The sequence below is a fragment of the Maribacter sp. R77961 genome (genome assembly GCF_044594925.1).
Classification (GTDB): domain Bacteria; phylum Bacteroidota; class Bacteroidia; order Flavobacteriales; family Flavobacteriaceae; genus Maribacter.
On sequence record NZ_CP138991.1, the window covers coordinates 1910283 to 1932166 of the forward strand.

A 21884-nucleotide genomic window follows, 5' to 3' on the forward strand; every position below is an offset into this window, starting at 1 on the left:
TTATTGTTTCAACAACACCCCGTCCGCTTCAAATCCCAATGTTTTCTTAGGCGCTACAATATTTTTAATCTCTGCATCGGATGCGCCGCCATCCTTAGCGTAATGTCTTTGGTCGTCCACACTCATTTGCTCAACAAAGGCCAAGCCGTTCACCACCACTTCTTTTCCTTCTATATCCGTTGGCATAAAAAAACCATAATCCTTAAACCGGACCATAACTTCTTCACCATTTTCCATATCTAATTTCATCCAACATCCTTTTGCTTTACAAACTTCCTTTACCCTGGCAGTGAACTTGGTCTGTAAGGTATCAGCTGCAGTCATATTATTGTAAACATTCAGCATTTTATTAGCATCCTTTGCGTTTTCAGCTGCAATAAGTGCTCCATAGCTCTTTACATTATTTTTCGTTTCTGTAGCATTTTGCCCCATAGCCGAAAAAGAGATAACTAAAACAACAAGTAAAATGTTAAAACCTTTCATATTTTGTAAAAATTAAGATTATGGTACAAAACTGGTCATTTTTGAACTTAAAAAGAAGCCCCAATCCGTATATTTAACTAATTTTATTCTTTTAATACAATTTTGAATGCGTACGGAGACAAATAAAATTAGCGTAGAAAAAGTGGCCAACTCTAAAATTGACCAAATAGATTTTGACAATCTTGCATTTGGATCGGTCTTTTCTGACCACATGCTGGTCTGTGATTACAAGGATGGTGAATGGAAAACCCCTAAAATTATTCCCTACCAACCCATAACCCTAGACCCATCATCTAAGATTTTTCACTATGGGCAATCTATCTTTGAAGGCATGAAGGCCTATAAAGATGATTTGGGTGATATCTTTATGTTTAGACCCTTAGACAATCATAAGCGTCTTAATATTTCCGCAAAAAGATTATGTATCCCAGAACTTCCTGAGGCATATTTCATGGAAGGCCTAAGTACACTATTAGAACTGGACAAAGCATTTATACCTTCAAAAAAAGGCTCATCATTATATATTAGACCCTTCATTTTTGCTTCGGGTAACGGTTTCCATGCCTCTCCTGCTGACGAATACAAATTCATTATAGCCACCGCCCCGTCCGGAGCATATTTTTCCGGCAAGGTAAAAGTACTTATTGAGCAAACCTATTCTAGATCTGCAAACGGAGGTGTTGGTTACGCAAAGGCAGGAGGGAATTATGCTGGACAGTTCTACCCTACCCAACTGGCTATAGAAAAAGGATACAATCAAGTTATTTGGACAGACGATACTGAACACGAATACATAGAGGAGGCAGGAGCAATGAACATTTTCGTTCGTATTAACGATACCTTGATAACTGGCCCTACGAGTGACAGGATTTTGGACGGAATTACAAGAAAAAGTATTTTAAAAATTGCCGAGGACGAAGGAATAAAGACCGAGGTGCGCAAAATCTCCGTAACAGAAGTAGTTGAAGCTGCGAAACAAGGAACCTTGAAAGAAATGTTCGGCGCAGGAACAGCAGCGGTAATTTCACCCATAGCTGCTTTTGGCTATAAGGATCAAGATTATGATTTACCACAATTGGAAAATAGTTACGGTTCCAGACTCAAAAAAATAATAACAGACATTCAGTACAACAAATCGGTCGACAAATTTGGTTGGCGCTTTAAGGTAACGAACTAAAAAAAAAGGGCTATATGCCCTTTTTTAGTTTTTTAATATGGCTGCAATATCGGGTTTAAAATAATTGGGACCTTTAAGTACTTTCCCGTCTTCTCTATAAATAGGTTTACCATCGGCTCCCAACTTGCTCATATTACTACGTTGAATTTCAGCAAATACTTCTTCTATTTTATATTGCATCCCGTGTTCTAATATAGTGCCGCATAAGATATACAACATATCCCCTAGGGCATCTGCCACCTCTACCATATCATTATCCAAGGCAGCCTCTAAGTACTCCTTATTTTCCTCATCCATAAGGTTAAACCGCAAAAGGTTCTTGGCTTTACCCAAATCCGCTTTCATTTCCTCGGATACACCTAATCCAAAAGACTCATGAAACTGTTGTACCGCCTTAATTTTATTTTTCATACTTAACTTTTGTTTTTGCCGTAGCTTTGCGTAAAAATATAAAATATGTTCAGCACCGGACAAATCGTTTTCGCTATACTTTTTGCAATTTCCTTTATCGTAATTATCATTTTTGCCTACCGCAAAGACCTTAAATTGCACAAAAAAAATTATAAAGGTGTAAAGTGGGTAGGAATATTCTTCGTAATCTTCTTGTTAACCCTCTTCATAATTAAGTATTTCCTTAAAAATTAGCCAATTTTTTACGTACACCACAAAAATTAGGCTGTACGCAACAAAAAAAACATTTTCCTCGTATACTATACCAAATAACGTAATTTTGCGTTATTCATCTATAAGGGGCAATAAATTATGATGACATTCTTTACAATATTTTTAATTTTAGTAGGACTGAATGCAGTTATTCTGTTGAGCAGTTTACAGAGCATTAACAAAAAGACGAAAAAACCTACACCTAAATTCAACGACGCACCGACATCTGTAATCTATCCTATAGATTTATTAGGCACGAATTACAAAAAGGCAGTTTAGTTTTTTACCTTTAGAAGGTATGAAACAAGTATTACTGGTTTTTATTGGAGGTGGTTTCGGTAGTGTGCTGCGCTTTTGGATATCAAAAATTCTCAATCCTTATTATTCAAATTTTTATTTAGGCACCTTTGCGGTTAACGTTATTGGATGTTTGCTTATTGGGTTCTTATTTGGTTTTTCAATCAAGAACAATTTATTATCTGAAAACCAATCGCTTTTATTGGCCACAGGTTTCTGTGGTGGATTTACAACATTCTCCACCTTTGCCTTAGAAGGTCATCTATTATTAAAAGAATCTACCCTGCTCAACTTTTCAGTTTATACCATTGGCAGTATAGCGATTGGAATCATAGCTATCGCTCTAGGGCTGTGGATTTCAAAATTGTTATAATAATAACATTAGATTAGCCTCTTTTTATATTTTGAATAATTTATGGTGTTTTATCATTATTTCTAACAATTCCCTAAAAAAATAAGGTTTTCAATATTTTATTTTCAATATTTAGTTCATTCTCACCTCAAGCTATCTTCATATTCTCAAAATAAACGCAATTATTTCAGCATACCTATAATTTTTTAGGGTATAAATTATAATAAACATAAAAATAAACGTAGACACCCTAAAAAAATTAGGGTGTTAATTTTTTTAACATACATTTACCGCTTTAAAACCAATATAAAATGAAAAAAATCGAGGCAATTATCAGAAAATCCAAATTTGACGATGTCAAAGAGGCATTGCATCAAATCGAGGTCAATTTCTTTAGTTACTGGGATGTAACTGGAGTTGGAAATGAAAAACAAGGGCATGTTTACAGAGGTATCTCTTACAGCACAACAGATATACAAAGAAGATATCTTTCTATAGTAGTATCTGATGAGTTTTTAGACAAAACGGTCAGTGCCATCTTAGAGTCTGCTTATTCCGGTAATGTAGGTGACGGTAAGGTATTTGTATCTGATGTCATCGAGGCCTACCGTATAAGAACGAAAGAAAGTGGTCAAGCAGGAATCAACTAACTCTAACTAACTAAAACTTTATTAAAATGGACGCAGGATTATTTACAGCGAATAATGTATGGATGATGTTGGCTACCGCATTGGTATTCTTCATGCATACTGGTTTTGCCTTTTTAGAAATAGGCTTAACAAGACAAAAGAACACGATTAACATATTATTTAAGAACATATTTATCATTACCGGAGGTCTCTTACTTTACTATGCCTTTGGATTTAATTTAATGTACCCTGGTTTTGAAGATGGAGATATGGGTATTTTAAAATTCTCTATGGATAGTTTTGGTATCGGTGCTCCTGAAGGAGGGATGACGCCAGACTATGCAGACGGAGGCTATACTTGGTGGACAGATTTTCTTTTCCAAGGAATGTTCGCAGCGACAGCAGCGACAATTGTTTCTGGAGCCGTAGCAGAACGTATCAAAATTGGTTCGTTCATGATATTCACGGTATTCTATGTTGGATTGGTTTATCCTATAGTAGGTGCATGGAAATGGGGAGGTGGCTTCCTAGATTCTTGGGGATTCTATGATTTCGCAGGCTCTACCTTGGTTCACTCCGTTGGTGGGTGGGCAGCCCTTGTAGCTATAACATTACTTGGCGCTAGAATTGGTAAATTCGGTAGTGACGGAAAACCTAAGGCCATACCGGGACACAATATTCCTTTAGCAACGGCCGGGGTATTGATATTGTGGTTAGGATGGTTTGGATTTAACGGCGGATCCGTTCTTTCAGCAGATCCAGAATTAACCTCTTTAGTGCTAGTAACAACAAGTTTGGCTGCGGCCGCGGGTGGTTTCGGAGCTTTCATTCTATCGACCATTCTTTACAAAAATTTAGACTTGACCATGTTTCTGAACGGTATCCTTGGTGGGTTGGTAGGAATTACAGCTGGGGCAGATTTAATGTCGCCAAACGAAGCTATTGTCATTGGGTTTATAGCAGGTCTTATCATTGTTTTAGGTGTTGCTTTAATAGACAAGTTAAAATTAGATGATCCTGTAGGAGCGGTTACTGTACACTTGATCTGTGGTATTTGGGGAACTTTAGCTGTTGGACTTTTTGGAAACTTGGCAGGTGGAGAGCAATTCCTAACACAATTATACGGAGTACTTATTATTGGTGCATTCTGTATCGTAACCTCTGGAATTATATTGGGAGTACTTAAGGCGACATTAGGTCTAAGAGTTACCAAAGAGGAGGAATTAGAAGGCTTGGACATCCACGAACATGGAATGGACGCTTACTCTGACTTTAGAATGAATCAGCACTAAATCATAAAACGGAAAAGGAAACGGAGCGTTTTGCAGAACGCTCCGTTATATAACCTTCTCAAAAAAATTTAAATCAGTCATTACAACAATCCCTAATGGGATTATAAATTCAAACTTATGAAAACGATTATTTATACAAAATTCGTAAAAAATTTATTTCTTTTAGCATTAACTGTTTTTTCTACTGTTTCTCTTGTAGCTCAGGAGGAAGAGGAAACATCAAAATTCTCTTTTAGTGGTTCGGTAGATGCATATTATAGAGCCAATTTAAATGCAGGTAACGGTATAGATGCTCAGGCTCCAGGTAGTTCTTTCGCTAATCTACCTGGCTTTGCACTTGGTATGGCCAATGTAATAGGTAGCTATGAAGGAGAAAAAGTTGGTTTTGTTGCAGACTTAGTATTTGGTCCTAGAGGTACAGATGCTATTTTCGCCTCCCCAATGTACTCTGCAACAGGAGATATTGTTAATCAGTTATATGCCTACTGGAACGTGAGCGATAAGGTAAAGTTAACCTTCGGTAATTTTAATACCTTCTTAGGATATGAAGTAATATCTCCTGTTGCTAATTTTAACTATAGTACTTCATACCTATTCTCATATGGGCCGTTTTCTCATACGGGGCTAAAGGCAGATTTTACACTGTCAGATGATCTGAGTTTAATGTTAGCAGTAATGAATCCAACAGATTTAACCGAGTTTAACCCAACTGGGCAGTATGCTTATGGTGTGCAATTAGGTTATAGCGGACAATATGCTAACGTCTTAATTGACAATGGGTCTTTTGAAATAGACTATACAGGTGGGTTTGACCTTTCAGATTCCTTTTTCTTAGGCCTGAACGCTGCACTTTTTAGTGGCGATGAGGAAGACGGAATTGGAAGTTTCGCAGGCGTAGCAGTATACCCACAGTTAGCTACTTCAGAGAACTTTACAATAGGTTTAAGAGGTGAGTACTTTGCTGAAACGGATTTCTTTGGAGCAATTGGTGCTGTTGATGCTGAAGGAGACGCCAGTGTTTTTGCAGTAACCCTTACGGGTAGCGCAACTATTGGCGATCTTATTTTAAAACCAGAATTTAGATTAGACAGCACATCAGAAGATGCTACTTTCACTAACGGAGACGGAGAGCCTATAAGCAGTCTCTCTTCCTTTGTACTTGCAGCGGTCTACTCTTTCTAAAATTGAATTATATAGTTGATTTATAGTTTTAAACATCAAAAGCCCAACGTAAACGTTGGGCTTTTTCTATTTATCGAAGGCCTTTACTCCCGCTAAGATTCTAGTCTTTAAATTATTCACCGAAGGCACCAAAGGGCAAGAGTATTTCTTATTATAGGCACAATAGGGATTGTAAGCCTTATTAAAATCAATAGTAATCATATCACCCTCAGGTATTCTTAAATCTAAATACCTACCACCACCATAGGTTTCTTTACCATTGGTTAAGTCGGTAAACGGAAGAAATAAATAGTCTGTATATTTTTCTTCAAGTATTAACTCGGGGCTTTGATACACCTCCAGCGCATAGGTTTTTCCTTTAAGCTGAAATTCTACTTTGGCATAAACCACTTCTTCTGATTTTGTGCCTGTACTGGTTGGCATTAAAAAAGGTAAGGCATCTGGTGTTCTTATAAATTTTGCTTGTACCACGTAATTAGTATCCGGTGCAAAAAAATCCAATCCCTCAAAATCTTTACGATGCCTGTCAGCCAATGGAGACACCTCTGGGTCTTTAAATTCAGCATTCAATTTCTTCTGATATTCCAATATAGCGGTAAGTTTATCGTTCTTGGAAGTAATGGAAACCTCTTCCTTTTCGTCATGATACCGCTTTCCCTGCTTGCAACTAAAAATAAGTACGCATAAGACAATTACTATTCTTGAATTAAACATATATTTCACTTTTTAGTACAAAAATACAATATATGTATTTTTAGTTTTTTGTATTCCTTTTACCTTGCATTACATAAAATCTACCAAATGAAAATTAATTTGCTTGTACTTCTCATAACGCTAACCACTTTTAGTTGTAAGCAAGAAAAACTAAAACGTGAATCTAAAAGTAAAGTTGAGCGCTTTATACCAGAACTTAAAGACAATAGGTACAATGTTGCCTTTTTGATAATGGATGGCGTTTTCAATACGGAGTTCACAGCGCCTTATGATATATTTCAACACACCCAATATCGAGATAATATTAAGGCGATGAATACATTTACGGTAGCCAATACCCTTGAACCGATCACCTCTTTTGAAGGGCTTAGAATTTTACCTGATTTCGACTATACAAAAGATAGTATACCACAAATAGACATTCTTGTAGTACCAAGCGCGGAGCATCATTTAGATACTGATTTAGAAAATGAAGTTTTACTAGAATTTATAAGAGAAATCGACAAAAGTGCCCTTTACGTTACCAGCCACTGTGATGGAGCTTTCGTCTTAGCAAAAGCTGGCATCCTTAATAATGTGACATCTACCACTTTCCCAAGTGACATAGACACCTACAAAACTATGTTTCCGCATTTAAAAGTAAAGGACAGTGTATTATTTGTACATGATGGTAAGTATATTACTTCGGCCGGTGGCGCAAAAAGTTTTGAAGCGGCCCTTTACTTGTGTGAGCAATTGTATGGAAAGGAAGTAGCTATTTCCCTTGCTAAGGGATTGGTCATAGATTGGAATTTAAATACTGTTCCCCATCTTAGTCTTCAATGATATCATAACGAGCCTCCTTAAGGTATTTATCGACTATTTCGTTGAATTCTGGTGTTATTCTTAGGAGAGCTGTATTTTCTAGACTATATAATTCCGTTTTATTTTTGTAGCCCGTTTTTAGTAATTCTTCTAAATAAAATAACGCGGTACCATAATCCTCTATTAGCGCACTATTAGAAATTACTTTTAAATATCCTTCCTTGCTATCAGGCTTTGTTATGGTTTTTAACATGTAAAGAAAATTCAGGGCCTGTATGTCTACAACTTCATCGGCATTTACCACATCTATATTATCATCAATTAAGGCATTGACGTAGCCTCTTAATCGGGCCGCCATTTGGTCTTCATAGTTTATGGTACTTTTTTCCATCTTGTTCAATTCCGCCATTTGATAGTTCCACCAACCAAGATTACTATAGTTATAGGTTAATACATCTTCTTCTAAATAATAGCCATAATCTGCTTTGATAAAAGATTCTTTAAGAAAATACTTATCCTGAAGTCTATTATTAATTTTGTAAGACTTACTTCGACGCAATTGACGGCGGCTATTCTTTAAGGAGTCCATACTCAAGAAAGGGCGGTAGACCTGCATCATCTCATTAAGAATATGAGCTGATAGTAACGGTTTGTCATTGGTAAACATCAGGTTGGCTTTTACAAAATCCGATTCATAAGATTTTTGAATAAAATCCATATCCCTTTCCAAGTCTTCTTTAGCCATTGCCGCTAACTTTAGTTGTCTCATGGCGTTTGCGAGTTCTTCCTTTTTTGGCCATTCATGCCCTGTCTCGGAAAAGTGCAAATTATTAGGGAATTGTAGTTCGTTCAAGATTTTTCTCGTTTCTAACAATTCTCTAAAATTATAATCCTTTCGCCCCGCTATACCTATAAAGTGAAAAGTCTTTTTAGCACTAAGAATCTCAACGTTACCAACGGCCGCACCACAAGAAATAACTCCTTTGATTTCTGGAATAAATGTGGGGATTATGGAAGCGAACCTAGCACCATCAGAAAAACCACCTGTATATGTCATGTTTTTACGTATCGGCAACAGCTCTGCCACAGTATTGAACATTCTGCTTGCTACCAGTACGTTCTGCGATAAAGTAAGCGTATCACTACTATTATTAGAACTGGCCAAAATAAACCCTTCTTCCTCCGCAGCTCCCTTAAACATGGAAAGCGTCTGTTTACTCTTACCCTCCAAATCCAGCACAAAAATAATTGGCCAAGATTTAGATGTGGTGAAATTTGTTGGAAGGTAGAGCGAAAACGTCTCGGCCAAGGTATCGTTCACTGCAATGTTATCCGCAATGACACCTTTTGATATTTTAAATTCTTGGGCAACTATTAAAAATGGAATTACAAATAAAAGAAGCGTAACAGTTTTTTTCATATTTAGGAACGTATCAAAAATCTAGCCAAATTCATATTTAAATGTAGTTATACTATTTAGTAATTGGAAAAAAAATACGTAATACTTAAAATGAATCAATAAAAATTACGCTATTGTTTTCCTTCTATTTTTTTAATCGGAGCATTTGAGATGACCTGGGAGAGAACAATATTGGTTCTAGTTTCTCCATATTGAATAAGCTTATCTATAAACTGTTCTAAATGAAACTGGTCTTGAAAGACCACCTCCATAACAATATTCTCATTTCCCGTAATCCTATAGCAATTAACAACCTCATCTAAAGTGTGCACCAAGGCCAGAAAAGGCTTCAACTTTCCCATAAAAGCACGTAGTGTAATAATTGCCTTAAGTTGGTATCCAGTAAGCGCATGGGAAACCATTGCATTGTAACCGACCAAGACACCAAGGTCCTCCATTTTTTTAACACGCTCCCCAACTGCAGGGGCTGTTAAACCAATATATCTACCAATATTGGCAAAAGATTCCCTAGCATTTAATTGTAGTCGCTGAAGTATTTTCCAGTTCAGCTCATCTAGCTTTATATTCAAAACTTTAAAATTTATTTAATTTACTTTCAAAAGTAAAATTACTAAATCTCTTTTATTTAAAAAGCTTAATCCTCAAAATACCAAAGTAACTTTATACTAAGTTCAAGAGTAATGGCAAAGAAAAATTTGAGACATATTCCTATCTACAAAAAGGCTTTAGAACTTTGCTATATGAGCAGGGAAGTTGTGTCATATGTATCTTTTAACAAGGACCTATTAAAGCTTTACGAATCCAACAGTCATAGAGATGTTATTGCCGATGCACTGCTGACGGACACCATATTAATTCCTCAAAGAATTGCCAAAGCGGAATATTCAATTTCCAATACCGAACGCATGGAACAGGTTTCCTACATCAATATTATGATTAGAAACATGAATTCTTACTGTCTAGGTCTTGAAAAAGATGGTGTAAAGGAACTAGAGTATATAAATCTGCTCAGAACAGAAATCAAAAGTTTTAGACAGTATTTTAAAAAATGGAAAACGGCAATGAATTGATAGTTTCCCATCAAGTTTAAAAGTTTTGTTATAATAAGTGCTACCGTTTTAAACCTTTGAAAGAATAGTCTAATTTTGATTTTCTAACAAGACTATTTTGAAAGTTTATATTCTTATCAATTGCCCTGATAAATCGGGAATCGTTTGTGCTGTAACTGGATTTATCCATTCCAGTGGTGGAAATATCATTTATTTGGACCAACATGTAGATAAATCTAAAAATATTTTCTTCATGCGTTTGGAGAGCGATTTTGACGCCTCTTCTTTCAATCTTGAAGAATTTCGTAAGGCCTTCAGGAAAGAACTGGCCATTATACATAAAATGGACTTTAGCATCCATACCGCCAGTTCAAAGCCAAGAATGGCCTTATTCGTTTCCAAATACAATCACTGCTTATACGATATACTCAGTAGGTTTAATTCTGGTGAACTTCAAGTCGATATCCCTTTTATCTTGAGCAATCATCCCGATTTGGGCTACATTTCGGAACAATTCAACATTCCTTTTTACCATGTGCCTTTCTCAAAGCAAAACCGGGATTTAGCCGAACAGGAACAGCTGAAATTATTGAAAGAACATGACATCGATTTTATTGTTCTTGCGCGCTATATGCAAATCGTTAGTACAACTTTAATAGATAAATTCCCAAATAGGATAATTAATATACATCACTCTTTTTTACCTGCTTTCGCCGGTGCTAAACCGTACCACGCTGCTTTTGCCAGAGGGGTTAAAATTATTGGAGCTACAAGCCATTATGTAACAGAAGAACTAGATGCGGGGCCTATTATAGAGCAAGATGTAACAACGGTGTCGCACACACATTCCATTGCCGATTTTATAACAAAAGGAAGAGACCTCGAAAAAATAGTTCTATCTAGGGCGCTTAAACTACATATTGAGAGGAAAACAATGGTCTACAACAATAAAACGGTCGTTTTCTCGTAAAAAATAAATCAAAAATATCATTTAATAAACAAAAAAATATGCTAAAAAAGATAGGAATAGTAACCATACTAATATTATTTGTTTCCTGTGCGGAATTACAACAGGTCGTTGATCAGCTGCCTCAAGGAACAACCTTAGGGAACGAGGAAATAGGAAATGGCCTTAGAGCTGCGTTGGACAAAGGAATTGCCAAACAAGTAAGCAAACTGACACAAACGGACGGTTTCTACAAGAATGAACTCGTAAAAATACTTTTACCAGAGGAACTTCGAAAAGTAGACAAAACCCTCAGAGATATTGGCCTGGACAATTTAGCGGATGAAGGTTTAAGAGTCTTAAACAGGGCTGCAGAAGATGCTGTTTCAGAAGCTACGCCTATTTTCATTAATGCTGTGAAGGAAATTTCCTTTAATGATGCCAAAGCTATTTTATTGGGAGACGATAAGGCGGCAACTTCCTACTTAACCAATGTGACCCAAAAGCAATTATATGATAAATTTAATCCAGTAATTAAATCCTCTTTTGAAAAAGTAGGCGCGGATAAAATTTGGAGTTCGCTAATTAATAAATATAATTCCATACCATTGACCAACAATGTGAATCCGGATTTAACGGATTACGTCACCTCACAGGCCTTAAAAGGAGTATATACCATGATAGCGGTAGAAGAAAAAGAAATACGAACAAAAGCATCTTCCAGAACAACTGATTTACTTAAAAAGGTATTTGCTTTACAGGACTAGTTTATTTTTTAACATTTACAACAATATATTCATCTATACTACGTTAAAAATTTAAGTATCAATAGTTTGATAGAATTAGTTAAAACTATAAACATTTTTTTGAGTTAGTAATTTTTGAGTTAGTTAGTTTAAAACCGGTGGGAGCACCGGTTTTTTTATGCGCAATTAAATCTGTAATTAGACATGTAGCCGTATTGTAATAAGCTCATAAAAAAAGGTAAACTATTATCGGAACTTACCTTTTTAAGAGCAGAACAAGCATTCCTATAAATTTTATGACTACTTTAATAGAACGCTAATTCATCAATCAAAACCAATGAGAACTTTAAGAATCTTCATCACATTCTTGTTTCTTAGTTTCTACTGTTATCCTAGTCCACCGATAGACTTTGATGACTACGCAAACACTGTTCATCAACAAGCGCATGAAACCCGAAGAAACAAAGCAGAAAAGCTATTTACAGAGCGCAAGTACCCAGAAGCAATAGAAACTTATAAAAAGGTTTTAACCGGTAATAGGTCTGTCGACTCTAAAACGTTAAAAACGGTAGCGCAGAGCTATTCCGCTCTTAACCAATCAGATGAGAGCATTTCGTATATAGAACAATACTTATATTCCGATTTCGATACCGATGTTTTTGCTGATTCTTGGTTTGACAACATCAGACAAACTCCGCAATTTAAAACTACCACCGAAAAGTATACGCCTAAATTTAGTGTATGGTCATTTATGTACCTATATGTAGCACTTATTGGGTTTTATATTGCTTTCATAGTACAATTTAATCGAAAAGTTGATCGGCCAGCAAAGGCATTGATAGGTAGTTTTATATTTATACATTCCTTCTTTATACTTCATATTTGTTTGAACATTACAAATTACCAATATAAATTTCCGCACTCGTATTTAATGTCTACCTGTTTTTCTTTTTTATATGGTCCTTTATTATACTTCTATTTCAAACGAATTACACAGAAATACAGATTTAAAAAATCAGACCTTTTACACCTAATCCCAACAGTCTTATTTCTAATATATATATTTCCTACCTACGCCCTATCGGCTGACGAAAAACTTACCCTAATGTTCGATAGAGTTCGCAAAGGACTGAATCCCGGGGATTCGCCTGATGTAATAATTCTTGTTATATTAAAATTGATTTCACTTGTAATTTATGGTCACTTTATACGAAAACTCTATCTAGCTTCTAAAAATTCCAAAGAGCAGACCAATAAGGAACATCGTATATGGCAGCGTAACATCTATTTCATTCATATTGCTTATGTATTTTGTTATGCGGGTTATGGTATTTTGATTAGCAATAATATCATATCAGGTTTTCTTTACCACTTGCAACTGGTCTGTATGGCACTGATGGTAATGTATATAGGGTATTGTGCAAACATACAACCAAGTGTTTTCGGAGGTTCTTTTACCTTTAATAAACTATTTTTTAAATATGAAAAGTCTGGTCTTACTTCCAGTTTATCGGTAGAACTAAAAGATAATTTGCTTTATTTATTTGATGAGAAAAAGATTTACAAGGAAAACGATATTAATCTAGAAAAACTTGCCGAGCGCTTAAACACGACAAGACACAATGCTTCGCAGGTCATTAACGAACATTTTCAAATGAATTTCCATGAGCTGGTCAATAAATACAGGATTAGTGAAGCAAAACAAATCTTTAATAAGGATAGTCAAAGAAATCTAAATATTATAGATGTGGCATACGAGGTTGGTTATAATAACAAAGTGACCTTTAATAAAGCTTTCAAAAAAGATACGCAAACCACTCCAAGCGAATACCAAAGAATGTCCGTAGAGGCATCCTAGTAAACCTCAGGGAACCATTTATCGGCTGCGTAAACGTTTATAAGTCTTTCCCATGATTACGAACAGAGCGTGTTATTTTGACATCATACATTCTAGTGTAAAGCAGCTCTGAAATTAAACTTCTATTGAAAAATTTCTTTTTTATTTCTTTGAGTTTTGTTTGAATTAGTCATCAAACCTATTCAGGGCTGCAATTTACATCCTTCATTCCTTTCCTATAAAAATTAGATTACTTCAACTTGTATAATGACTTGTTTAAGATTTTCCTTATCACAAGCCTGATTTTATTTTCATTTTAATAATACAACATTATGCTTTATTAGGAATCGAAATATATAACGCCTATAGCACCATTTGTTATAAAAGGTAAAATAGGCGTAAACTTTCATCGGCTACGTAAACGTTTATAAGTGTTTCCCCATTTCACTCAAAGAGCATGTTTCTTTGACATGAATGACTAATGTAAAACAGCTCTGAAACCGTTAATATCTTAAAAAACAGTTTCTAAATACTTTTCAAAAAGTATTACTTCCACACAGATACGATAACCGCCAGAGTTTCACTTTTCATTCAACATTTATAACTAACTCATTTAAATTTTAAAGTATGAAAAAAAAATGTATTTGGTTGTTTATGCTTTTCCTAACCGGGATGACTTGGGCATATTCACAACAAAAAACTGTAACTGGTAATGTAACGGATGAAGGAGGTGTTCCCTTACCCGGTGTAAACATTTTAATCAAAGGCACCACCACGGGTATTCAAACCGATTTTGATGGTAATTACGCTATTCAATTAGCGGAGGGTGATGTTCTTGTTTATTCTTACATAGGACAACGCACAGAGGAACGTACCGTTGGTCAAGAAAACGTTATTAACGTAACCATGGCAGAAGATGCCCAAGCCTTGCAGGAGGTGGTAGTAACCGCCCAAGGTATTGTAAGGGAAAAACGATCGCTTGGTTATGCAGTAACGACTGTACAGGCAGAAGCTGTGGAGGCCAGACCTGAAGCGGATATAGGAAGAGTCCTAAGCGGAAAAGTTGCAGGTGTTAACATTACTGCCAATAATGGATTATCCGGATCGGGAACCAATATTATAATACGTGGTTTTTCTTCAGCTACACAATCCAACCAACCCTTGTTCATAGTTGACGGAATCCCGTTCGATTCCGGCACAAATACGCAGTCTAACTTTTTGGACGGTAATACGGAATCTAGCCGATTTTTAGATATTGACCCCAACGCTATTGAATCTGTCAGTGTACTAAAGGGTTTAAGTGCTACCGTATTATATGGTAATAGAGGTAGAAACGGTGTAATTCTTATAACGACTAAAGGTTCCGTTACCGGGAATGCTCCTAGCAAAACCGAGGTGTCCTTAACACAGTCAGTATTCCTTTCAAATGCAGTACTACCCAATTATCAAGATAATTATGGTGGTGGTTTCCACCAAGGTTTTGGTTATTTCTTTAGTAACTGGGGACCAAGGTTTGACCGTACCGATGATGATGGTGTTGCGAACGCTGCCCAATTTGTTGGTGGGTCTCCCAATGGAACAGCTATTCTAAGACATCCTTTCAACTTTATAGCGGACCCAACCTTAATAGCAGGGTTTGAAGATTTGTTGGATGACCCCTACCCTTACAAACCATATAATGGTGTAGAAGAGTTTTTTAGAACAGGATATGTTTACAGTACATCTGTAAATATAAGGGGTGGTTCTGAAAAAGTAAGTTTCAACGCAAACTATGGTCGTACCGAGGATATAGGGTTTACACCAGGCAATAATCTGATTAGAAATAATTTTAGTATCGGTGGTAATGCTAGATTAGCTAATAAACTTACCGCCTCTGGTGTTTTTAACTTCGTCAGAACTGGTTTTAAATCTCCGCCCAACGCAGTTAGTACTGGTAGTGGGGCAGCCTTTAATGGTGGTGCAATTTTTGGTGATATTCTATATACACCAAGAAGTGTAGATTTAACGAATCTTCCTTTCCAAGCGGCAGATGGCAGAAGTGTTTACTATAGATCTGGTAATGATATTCAAAATCCCTACTGGACCGTAGCCAACGCAAAAACCTCGCAAAACACCGAACGTTTCATTGGCAACATGTCATTAAGCTATGAATTTAATGATTGGATCAACCTTACCTATAGATTAGGGCTAGATAGCTATACAGAACTCAACAGCTACTCACAGAACAAAGGTGGAGTAGACGGACCGGTTCTTGGTATTTTAAGAACATCGGCAGCTAGAAACAGTATTTTTAATCATGATTTAATTCTTAGTTCAGATAAGGACCTGAGTGAAAATTTAAACCTTAAAGCAACATTAGGTCTGAACAGTAGAAGGGATACCTTCTCAAGAGATGGTCTCGAAAGTACTGGCCAATTAGTCTTTGGGGTGTTAGAGCATTTTAATTTCACCGTACCTTCTGCCATTAATTCATTTTCAGGCATTCCAATAAATAGAGATTTTGAGGAGAATCTAGTCGGGGTTTACTTAGATGCAACATTATCCTATAAAGACTATATCTACTTAAATGCTGTAGCTCGTAATGACTGGTCCTCTACCTTAGAGACAGAGAACAACTCTATACTCTACCCCGGAGCTAGTGTCTCCTTTATACCAACAGCAGCGTTTGATGGCATGCAAGGAAATGTACTTAACTATTTAAAATTAAGATTTGGATACGGCTCTTCCGCTGGTTTTCCTACTCCGTTCAACACGAGAGATGTGCTTACTTTAGGGGCAAGGAATTTTATTGATAGTGATGGAAATGTTATATCCGGAAACACAGTCTCCAACACACTTGGAAATAGAGGTTTAAAAGCTGAGCGTATTGGAGAATTAGAATTAGGTATGGATTTTAGACTTTTCAATAGATTAAATTTAAATCTGAGTCTTTATGAAAAAACTACAAAAGACCTAATTACGCAACAGACCTTAGATAGTTCTACTGGTTTTACGAATACTTTTGTAAATATTGGGGAAATACGTTCTCAAGGAGTAGAGATAGATTACGATTTAGATATCATCAAAAATCAGGGTAATGGGCTCAAATTCAATGTGGCAGGTAATTTCACCACTAATGAGACTATTGTAACAGATTTAGCCGAAGGAACGAACAACATACTTCTTACTTTCGCGGTAGCTGGTGAAGCAGCTAACTATGCAGTAGAGGGCAGGCCCTTTGGCGTGTTTTTAGGCTCAACCTTTCTCCGAGATGATAATGGAAATAGAATTGTAGGTGGTAATGGACGTTATTTAGTGGACAATACCATTTCAGAAATTGGAGATCCAAACCCAGATTGGACCAGTGCAATCATTCCTTCGATATCCTACAAGGGATTAACATTCTCAGCAAATTTATCCTACAGGCATGGTGGAGATATTTACTCGCTCACAGCAGCTTCTTTAATTGGTCGTGGAACGGTAGATGCTGATAACCCTATTGATCGTGAAGCAAACTACATACTACCGGGCGTTTTTGCCGATGGCACACCAAATAATGTAGCAATTTCATCAACAGAAGTAGGTTTTAACACATTCTTTGGTGGTAATATCAATGAATTGAGTGTTTTTGATGGTTCTACCATTAGACTTCAAGAAGCTTCATTAGGCTACTCTATTCCTAAAAAACTGTTGGAAAAAACCCCATTCGGAGCATTGTCATTCACTTTGTCCGGGCAAAACTTATGGTTCAAAGCAATTAATTTCCCCAGTAATCTAAATTATGACACCAACTCCTCAAGTGCTGGTGTCGGTAATGGACAGGGTATAGATTATATCACAGGACCATCAGCACGCAGATATGGTTTTACCGTAAGAGCCAGTTTCTAATTAGTAAGATCTAAAACATAAATTATGAAAGAAATAATAAATATAAGAAAATGGACTTCCGTACTCCTAGTCATGTTACTTTTTGGTAGCTGTGAAACTACGGAACTAAAGGTAGTTGAAAGTCCGAACGATTTAAGTCCCAACCAAGCTAGTGTAGACTTTTTTCTAAATCAAATTCAACAAATGACTGCTCAGATTCATTCTGGAGAAGAGGGCAGAAATGAAAATGGTCTTAGCCAATTTGGTATGGAACCCGTAAGAATACAACATGGTTTTGGGCCAACTTACAGGGATATGTACAATCCATCAGATTTTGATAGACTATGGGACAATGTCTATGCCAGGGCACTTATAGACATTCGCACCATGAATCCTCTAGCGGAAGAAGCTGAACAGTTTACACATTTGGCCATAGGTCAAGTACTTGAGGCTTACATAATGATGTCTATGGTAGATTTCTTTGGCGATGTACCATATTCCGAAGCCTTAGTAGGTAGTGAAGGAGTTCTTAATCCTAGTGTAGATTCGGGCGCATCTATCTATGAAGCTGCCGATGCATTACTTCTGGCCGCTCTAGATAACTTTAGTAAAGACGAGTTAGCCCTACCTACAAATGATCTTTTCTATGGTGGTGACGAAAGCAAGTGGATTCGTCTTACCAATACAATGCGCTTAAAATTGTATCTACAAACTAGGTTAGTAAACGAATCGGAATCCATTTCAGTAATTAATAGCTTAATAGTGCAGGGTGAGCTACTGTTAGATGCTTCTGATGATTTCTTTTTTCAGTGGGGAACATCAAACGCCGCTCCAGACAACAGACATCCTTATTTTGATGCAAATTATGACGGTGCCGGGCCAAGTGCGGATTTTTACACCTGTAATTACTATATGGATCTCATGGCTAACCAGTATGGAGAACCAGACCCAAGAATCAGGTATTATTTTTATCGTCAACAAAGTGATTTTTCCGGAGCTGATGTAGTAACTAAAGAATGTGTTACTCAGATATCTACACCATCTTGGTGGGATGCTAACCAGCCTTACTGTACGGTTCCTAATATTAATGGTTTAAACGGTTATTGGGGTCGAAATCATTTAGACGACGATGGCATTCCACCGGATGATGCCTTCCGAACTTTACATGGAGTATACCCTGTCGGGGGGCCTTTTGACGATGATTCCTTTAGAAATGTATCTGGTTCAGGTGCTGTATCAGAAGGCTTAGCAGGCGCAGGTATTTCACCGTTAATGATGTCTTCCTACACCTACTTTATGTTGGCGGAAGCAGCATTGGAACTAGGTACTGCAGGTGACGCCAGAGTATATTTAGAAAATGGTATTAGGTCCTCTATAAATAAGGTGACCTTATTTGGTTCTTCTTTAGCCTCGGGTTCTGCTTTTGTTCCATCGAGTGGCGCGGTTGATGCTCATATAGCCGAGATATTGACCTCCTATGATGGAGGAAATGACACCGACAAACTTAGAATTATCGCAGAGCAGTATTTCATTGCACTTTGGGGTAATGGTATCGAAGCCTACAATACGTATAGGAGAACTGGTCAACCAGACAATGTAACTCCTGGTTTTGTATTGCAGGATTCAGGTACTTTCCTAAGATCTATGTGGTATCCACAGACCGCTACCGATAGTAATAATAATTTCACTCAAAAAGCGGCACCGGACACTCCCGTTTTCTGGGATACTAATCCTGATGGGTTTGTTAACTAGTATAATTAAAACTAAAGACAATTTAAGATGAAAATAACAATAAAATCAATTCTAGGACTTTTGATGATGGCAATACTCTTTGCATCATGTGAGGACGAAGACAAGAACCCTCTTAACCTTTTAGAGTTAGATGATTCAAAGGCTCCTTTTGTACGCATCATAGTGGATGAACCTATAGTTGCTGCAGGGGATATTGCATCGAGCTCTCTTGTAGCCAAAGTAGATGCACTTGAGAATAATGTAGCTTCGTGGCAGCTAGCTGTAAGCAGAGAATCTGGAGGGGTTGCAAGTGATACTATAGTGTTAACCACACTTACGGATTTTCCAAGTCAGCTATCCATTCCTTATACTGAAATAGCCGATGCACTAGGAATTAGCACCGATGAAATTTCAGGTGGTGACTTCATACGCTTTTTAGGAACGGCCACAGGAACAGACGGTACAGTGGTAACATTCGATAATTTCAGTCCAAATGTAACCGGACAACCAGAACAGCGACAGGCATTTAACTTTATAGTACTGGTAAAATGTTCACCAATTTCTGATGCTACTTTAGCCGGTACTTGGACAATTGATATGACAGACCTATTTGGTGACGGATGGGACGGAGCCTTTGTAACCTTTGAAATTGATGGTGTAACCACCGATTATACTTTTACGGCAGGTTCCGCAGCTAATTTTGAAGTTAATGTTCCAGAAGGTACTTCGAGCTTGGTAATATCCTATACGAGTGGTGCATTTGAAGAGGAACATATTTATACGATAGAGACGCCAGATGGGGATGTAAGAGGACCATTCGGGCCCAACCCAGCGCCATGTATTAATTAACCAATTAAAGCTTTAGATAAAACATTGTATCTATGGCGTTAAGAAATTTGAGTCATCCTTGTCATTATATCAATGACGGGATGGCTCTTTTTCGTTGAAATATCCTCGTTAGGGAATGTAGTCATGATATGTAGGAAAAAATGAATAACAGTATTTTGGCCAATATTAGTAAACTACCTTAAAGCAAGACCAAGAGGTATTCCTAGGAAATGAACATTTAATTTCGAGACAAGCCCTGAAGTATAAGTAATCTTGATTATCGAGTAAATAAAGAAGTCACATTATCTCTAATTTCCGCTTTGGATTATCCATAGTGGAAAAATCAATTACGGGTATCCTAAAACCATACTCTATAAGCCTCAAAAAATATACTTTAAAAAATAACGAACACGTACAAGGTAAAAACTAGGTAAAAATTCATCGGTAAAGGGAAATGTTTATAGGAATTACCCGTTATCATTAGGTAAGTACGTTTCTTTATAGTGTAATCTAAATCAAGAGTAATTAAAAAGCAGCTCTGAGGCAACCTTCAAAAAAAGAACTTCTGTCTTATTTTTTAGAGTGGTTATTTGAATTAGCTATCAATATCCCCTCAGGGCTGCATTACTAAACGACCTATGGGGTCATTTCCAACTTAAGCAACATCAGTGTACTTGTAACTACCTGTTTTCCATTCCAACCAAATAACCTATTACCATTCTATTAAATAGTTTGGGTTGTTCCACATTTACTACGTGACCACAATCCTCAATTATGAAGAGATTAGAATTTTCGTGGGCATTAGCAATTTTTCGTATCGATGGTAAAAAAAGATAATCTTCACCTCCCATAACATATAGGGTGGGAATTTTAATATCTGCCGACCTAAAGAAACGAAGTAAGGGATTAATTTCAGAAGTAAGTTTAAACCATCTTATAAATTCTTTCTGATATAATTTTTTAGCCTCTCTAACGAACAAAGACCTAGATTCCTTATGATTTCTATTGGGCATTATTACAAATGCAAAAAATTTATATAACCATAGATAGGGGATAATAGATTTGAACACCACTCCCAACTTTATTAAAATCTGAGAACGTAGGTTCAACTTCATAATAGCACCCCCCATGACCATACTCTCTACTCTGTGCGGATGTTTCTCGGCTAAGTTCCTTATTAATATCGTTCCAAGGGAGATTCCTATATAGTGAGACCGTTCTATGTTCTCAAAATCGATAACCTCTACAATATCTTCCGTAATGGCATCAAAGGTATATTCGCTATTGAACGTGTCCTTTAGATTCGGCTTGGAATTACCATGCCCCCTTAAATCCAATAAAAGAACGTTGAAGTGTTTTTTAAATTCCCGTAACTGTTTAAACCATATAGACGAGCTACCGCCCGCCCCATGAACGAAGGTAACCCAACTTTGGGCATTCTTATTAATATATTTCGTGTAGTTTAACAATGTTCTTTTTTACCCAAAATAAAGGGTAACCCACAATGTATTGAATCTTTTCTAATTGTGGTGCGATAAAGAAAAAAATAATCTTACCTCGTCACTATTTTTGACACATTCTTATGGTTTTTGTTAAAAAAAAGACAAATTACCTGATTATTAGTTGTATAGCTGTAAACCAAAACATCTAAAACGTCATTTCGCACGTATATTTGTAAGAACAAATCGTTATTATGGAAAAGCAGTATTGTAAAGTAGGATCGGTAACCCCGATAGCAGCAAAGGCAGATGCCATTACTATGTTAGAGTATCAATATCAGAATTTTTTGGATAAGGCTTCAAACATGAAGTATTCCAACACAAAATTGGGAGAATTTTTTGAACAAAAAGCTCAAAAAATCCAGAAAGCTTTAGATAGTTTAGTATAA

20 protein-coding genes are annotated in these 21884 nt (G+C 36.6%); 14 read left to right on the forward strand and 6 right to left on the reverse strand.

Going from position 1 to position 21884, the window contains the following annotated elements; translation table 11 throughout:
- Window positions 1-483, reverse strand: coding sequence for a DUF4920 domain-containing protein (locus tag SJY09_RS08345; RefSeq protein WP_396638492.1), 483 nt, complete (start codon window positions 481-483; stop codon window positions 1-3).
- Window positions 484-589: 106 nt separating this feature from the next.
- Here SJY09_RS08345 and SJY09_RS08350 point away from each other — a divergent pair, with 106 nt between their 5' ends.
- Window positions 590-1660, forward strand: coding sequence for a branched-chain amino acid aminotransferase (locus tag SJY09_RS08350; protein WP_396638493.1), 1071 nt, complete (start codon window positions 590-592; stop codon window positions 1658-1660).
- 24 nt (window positions 1661-1684) lie between these two features.
- On the opposite strand, the gene SJY09_RS08355 is transcribed toward SJY09_RS08350, so the two are convergent.
- Entirely contained in the window at window positions 1685-2071 is a 387-nt protein-coding gene (locus SJY09_RS08355) for a hypothetical protein (protein WP_396638494.1), read from the reverse strand.
- Window positions 2072-2621: 550 nt separating this feature from the next.
- On the opposite strand from SJY09_RS08355, the gene crcB reads away from it, so the two are divergent.
- From crcB to SJY09_RS08375, 4 genes are all read left to right on the forward strand, one after another.
- Window positions 2622-2993: a fluoride efflux transporter CrcB gene (gene crcB, locus SJY09_RS08360; RefSeq protein ID WP_396638495.1), complete on the forward strand. Its 372-nt coding sequence runs from the start codon at window positions 2622-2624 to the stop codon at window positions 2991-2993.
- A gap of 290 nt (window positions 2994-3283) precedes the next feature.
- Entirely contained in the window at window positions 3284-3622 is a 339-nt protein-coding gene (locus SJY09_RS08365; RefSeq protein ID WP_396638496.1) for a P-II family nitrogen regulator, read from the forward strand.
- A 26-nt stretch (window positions 3623-3648) separates the two neighbouring features.
- The gene (locus tag SJY09_RS08370) at window positions 3649-4893 is read left to right on the forward strand and encodes an ammonium transporter (protein WP_396638497.1); all 1245 of its coding nucleotides are present in this window, start codon (window positions 3649-3651) and stop codon (window positions 4891-4893) included.
- Between the two features lie 117 nt (window positions 4894-5010).
- Entirely contained in the window at window positions 5011-6075 is a 1065-nt protein-coding gene (locus tag SJY09_RS08375; protein ID WP_396638498.1) for a porin, read from the forward strand.
- Between the two features lie 66 nt (window positions 6076-6141).
- Here the strand turns inward: SJY09_RS08375 and SJY09_RS08380 are convergent, their stop codons facing one another.
- Entirely contained in the window at window positions 6142-6789 is a 648-nt protein-coding gene (locus SJY09_RS08380) for a DUF1684 domain-containing protein (protein ID WP_396638499.1), read from the reverse strand.
- An 87-nt stretch (window positions 6790-6876) separates the two neighbouring features.
- Here SJY09_RS08380 and SJY09_RS08385 point away from each other — a divergent pair, with 87 nt between their 5' ends.
- A complete protein-coding gene (locus tag SJY09_RS08385) occupies window positions 6877-7614 on the forward strand; it encodes a DJ-1/PfpI family protein (RefSeq protein ID WP_396638500.1) in 738 nt (245 codons plus the stop codon).
- Here the strand turns inward: SJY09_RS08385 and SJY09_RS08390 are convergent.
- The gene (locus SJY09_RS08390; RefSeq protein ID WP_396638501.1) at window positions 7601-9013 is read right to left on the reverse strand and encodes an alpha/beta hydrolase; all 1413 of its coding nucleotides are present in this window, start codon (window positions 9011-9013) and stop codon (window positions 7601-7603) included. The two genes, SJY09_RS08385 and SJY09_RS08390, sit on opposite strands and share 14 nt — an antisense overlap.
- 110 nt (window positions 9014-9123) lie before the next feature.
- Complete coding sequence (locus SJY09_RS08395; protein WP_396638502.1) at window positions 9124-9582, reverse strand: Lrp/AsnC family transcriptional regulator; 459 nt, start codon at window positions 9580-9582, stop codon at window positions 9124-9126.
- A 111-nt stretch (window positions 9583-9693) separates the two neighbouring features.
- Between SJY09_RS08395 and SJY09_RS08400 the strand changes: the two genes are divergently transcribed.
- The 7 genes from SJY09_RS08400 to SJY09_RS08430 all read left to right on the forward strand — a co-directional run bounded on the left by SJY09_RS08400 (window position 9694) and on the right by SJY09_RS08430 (window position 20017).
- Entirely contained in the window at window positions 9694-10083 is a 390-nt protein-coding gene (locus tag SJY09_RS08400; RefSeq protein ID WP_396638503.1) for a hypothetical protein, read from the forward strand.
- Window positions 10084-10180: 97 nt separating this feature from the next.
- Window positions 10181-11032, forward strand: a complete 852-nt coding sequence (gene purU, locus SJY09_RS08405; RefSeq protein ID WP_396638504.1) for a formyltetrahydrofolate deformylase — start codon at window positions 10181-10183, stop codon at window positions 11030-11032.
- A gap of 38 nt (window positions 11033-11070) precedes the next feature.
- Window positions 11071-11775, forward strand: a complete 705-nt coding sequence (locus tag SJY09_RS08410; protein WP_396638505.1) for a DUF4197 domain-containing protein — start codon at window positions 11071-11073, stop codon at window positions 11773-11775.
- A gap of 316 nt (window positions 11776-12091) precedes the next feature.
- Complete coding sequence (locus SJY09_RS08415) at window positions 12092-13612, forward strand: helix-turn-helix domain-containing protein (protein WP_396638506.1); 1521 nt, start codon at window positions 12092-12094, stop codon at window positions 13610-13612.
- A gap of 606 nt (window positions 13613-14218) precedes the next feature.
- Window positions 14219-17458: a SusC/RagA family TonB-linked outer membrane protein gene (locus tag SJY09_RS08420; protein ID WP_396638507.1), complete on the forward strand. Its 3240-nt coding sequence runs from the start codon at window positions 14219-14221 to the stop codon at window positions 17456-17458.
- Window positions 17459-17482: 24 nt separating this feature from the next.
- Window positions 17483-19189: a SusD/RagB family nutrient-binding outer membrane lipoprotein gene (locus tag SJY09_RS08425; RefSeq protein WP_396638508.1), complete on the forward strand. Its 1707-nt coding sequence runs from the start codon at window positions 17483-17485 to the stop codon at window positions 19187-19189.
- A 27-nt stretch (window positions 19190-19216) separates the two neighbouring features.
- A complete protein-coding gene (locus SJY09_RS08430; RefSeq protein ID WP_396638509.1) occupies window positions 19217-20017 on the forward strand; it encodes a hypothetical protein in 801 nt (266 codons plus the stop codon).
- 659 nt (window positions 20018-20676) lie between these two features.
- Here SJY09_RS08430 and SJY09_RS08435 read toward each other — a convergent pair.
- Window positions 20677-21465 carry an alpha/beta fold hydrolase gene (locus SJY09_RS08435; protein ID WP_396638510.1) on the reverse strand — a complete coding sequence of 263 codons (789 nt, stop codon included), beginning with the start codon at window positions 21463-21465 and terminating at the stop codon, window positions 20677-20679.
- 224 nt (window positions 21466-21689) lie between these two features.
- Between SJY09_RS08435 and SJY09_RS08440 the strand changes: the two genes are divergently transcribed.
- Window positions 21690-21884 (forward strand): hypothetical protein, encoded by a 195-nt coding sequence (locus tag SJY09_RS08440; RefSeq protein ID WP_396638511.1) that lies wholly within the window; start codon window positions 21690-21692, stop codon window positions 21882-21884.

What these genes read in the sequence shown, in the direction of transcription:
- SJY09_RS08345 (WP_396638492.1), bottom strand. Translation starts at nt 483, where the DNA reads ATGAAAGGTTTTAACATTTTACTTGTTGTTTTAGTTATCTCTTTTTCG.
- SJY09_RS08350 (WP_396638493.1), top strand. Translation starts at nt 590, where the DNA reads ATGCGTACGGAGACAAATAAAATTAGCGTAGAAAAAGTGGCCAACTCT.
- SJY09_RS08355 (WP_396638494.1), bottom strand. Translation starts at nt 2,071, where the DNA reads ATGAAAAATAAAATTAAGGCGGTACAACAGTTTCATGAGTCTTTTGGA.
- crcB (WP_396638495.1), top strand. Translation starts at nt 2,622, where the DNA reads ATGAAACAAGTATTACTGGTTTTTATTGGAGGTGGTTTCGGTAGTGTG.
- SJY09_RS08365 (WP_396638496.1), top strand. Translation starts at nt 3,284, where the DNA reads ATGAAAAAAATCGAGGCAATTATCAGAAAATCCAAATTTGACGATGTC.
- SJY09_RS08370 (WP_396638497.1), top strand. Translation starts at nt 3,649, where the DNA reads ATGGACGCAGGATTATTTACAGCGAATAATGTATGGATGATGTTGGCT.
- SJY09_RS08375 (WP_396638498.1), top strand. Translation starts at nt 5,011, where the DNA reads ATGAAAACGATTATTTATACAAAATTCGTAAAAAATTTATTTCTTTTA.
- SJY09_RS08380 (WP_396638499.1), bottom strand. Translation starts at nt 6,789, where the DNA reads ATGTTTAATTCAAGAATAGTAATTGTCTTATGCGTACTTATTTTTAGT.
- SJY09_RS08385 (WP_396638500.1), top strand. Translation starts at nt 6,877, where the DNA reads ATGAAAATTAATTTGCTTGTACTTCTCATAACGCTAACCACTTTTAGT.
- SJY09_RS08390 (WP_396638501.1), bottom strand. Translation starts at nt 9,013, where the DNA reads ATGAAAAAAACTGTTACGCTTCTTTTATTTGTAATTCCATTTTTAATA.
- SJY09_RS08400 (WP_396638503.1), top strand. Translation starts at nt 9,694, where the DNA reads ATGGCAAAGAAAAATTTGAGACATATTCCTATCTACAAAAAGGCTTTA.
- SJY09_RS08410 (WP_396638505.1), top strand. Translation starts at nt 11,071, where the DNA reads ATGCTAAAAAAGATAGGAATAGTAACCATACTAATATTATTTGTTTCC.
- SJY09_RS08415 (WP_396638506.1), top strand. Translation starts at nt 12,092, where the DNA reads ATGAGAACTTTAAGAATCTTCATCACATTCTTGTTTCTTAGTTTCTAC.
- SJY09_RS08420 (WP_396638507.1), top strand. Translation starts at nt 14,219, where the DNA reads ATGAAAAAAAAATGTATTTGGTTGTTTATGCTTTTCCTAACCGGGATG.
- SJY09_RS08425 (WP_396638508.1), top strand. Translation starts at nt 17,483, where the DNA reads ATGAAAGAAATAATAAATATAAGAAAATGGACTTCCGTACTCCTAGTC.
- SJY09_RS08430 (WP_396638509.1), top strand. Translation starts at nt 19,217, where the DNA reads ATGAAAATAACAATAAAATCAATTCTAGGACTTTTGATGATGGCAATA.
- SJY09_RS08440 (WP_396638511.1), top strand. Translation starts at nt 21,690, where the DNA reads ATGGAAAAGCAGTATTGTAAAGTAGGATCGGTAACCCCGATAGCAGCA.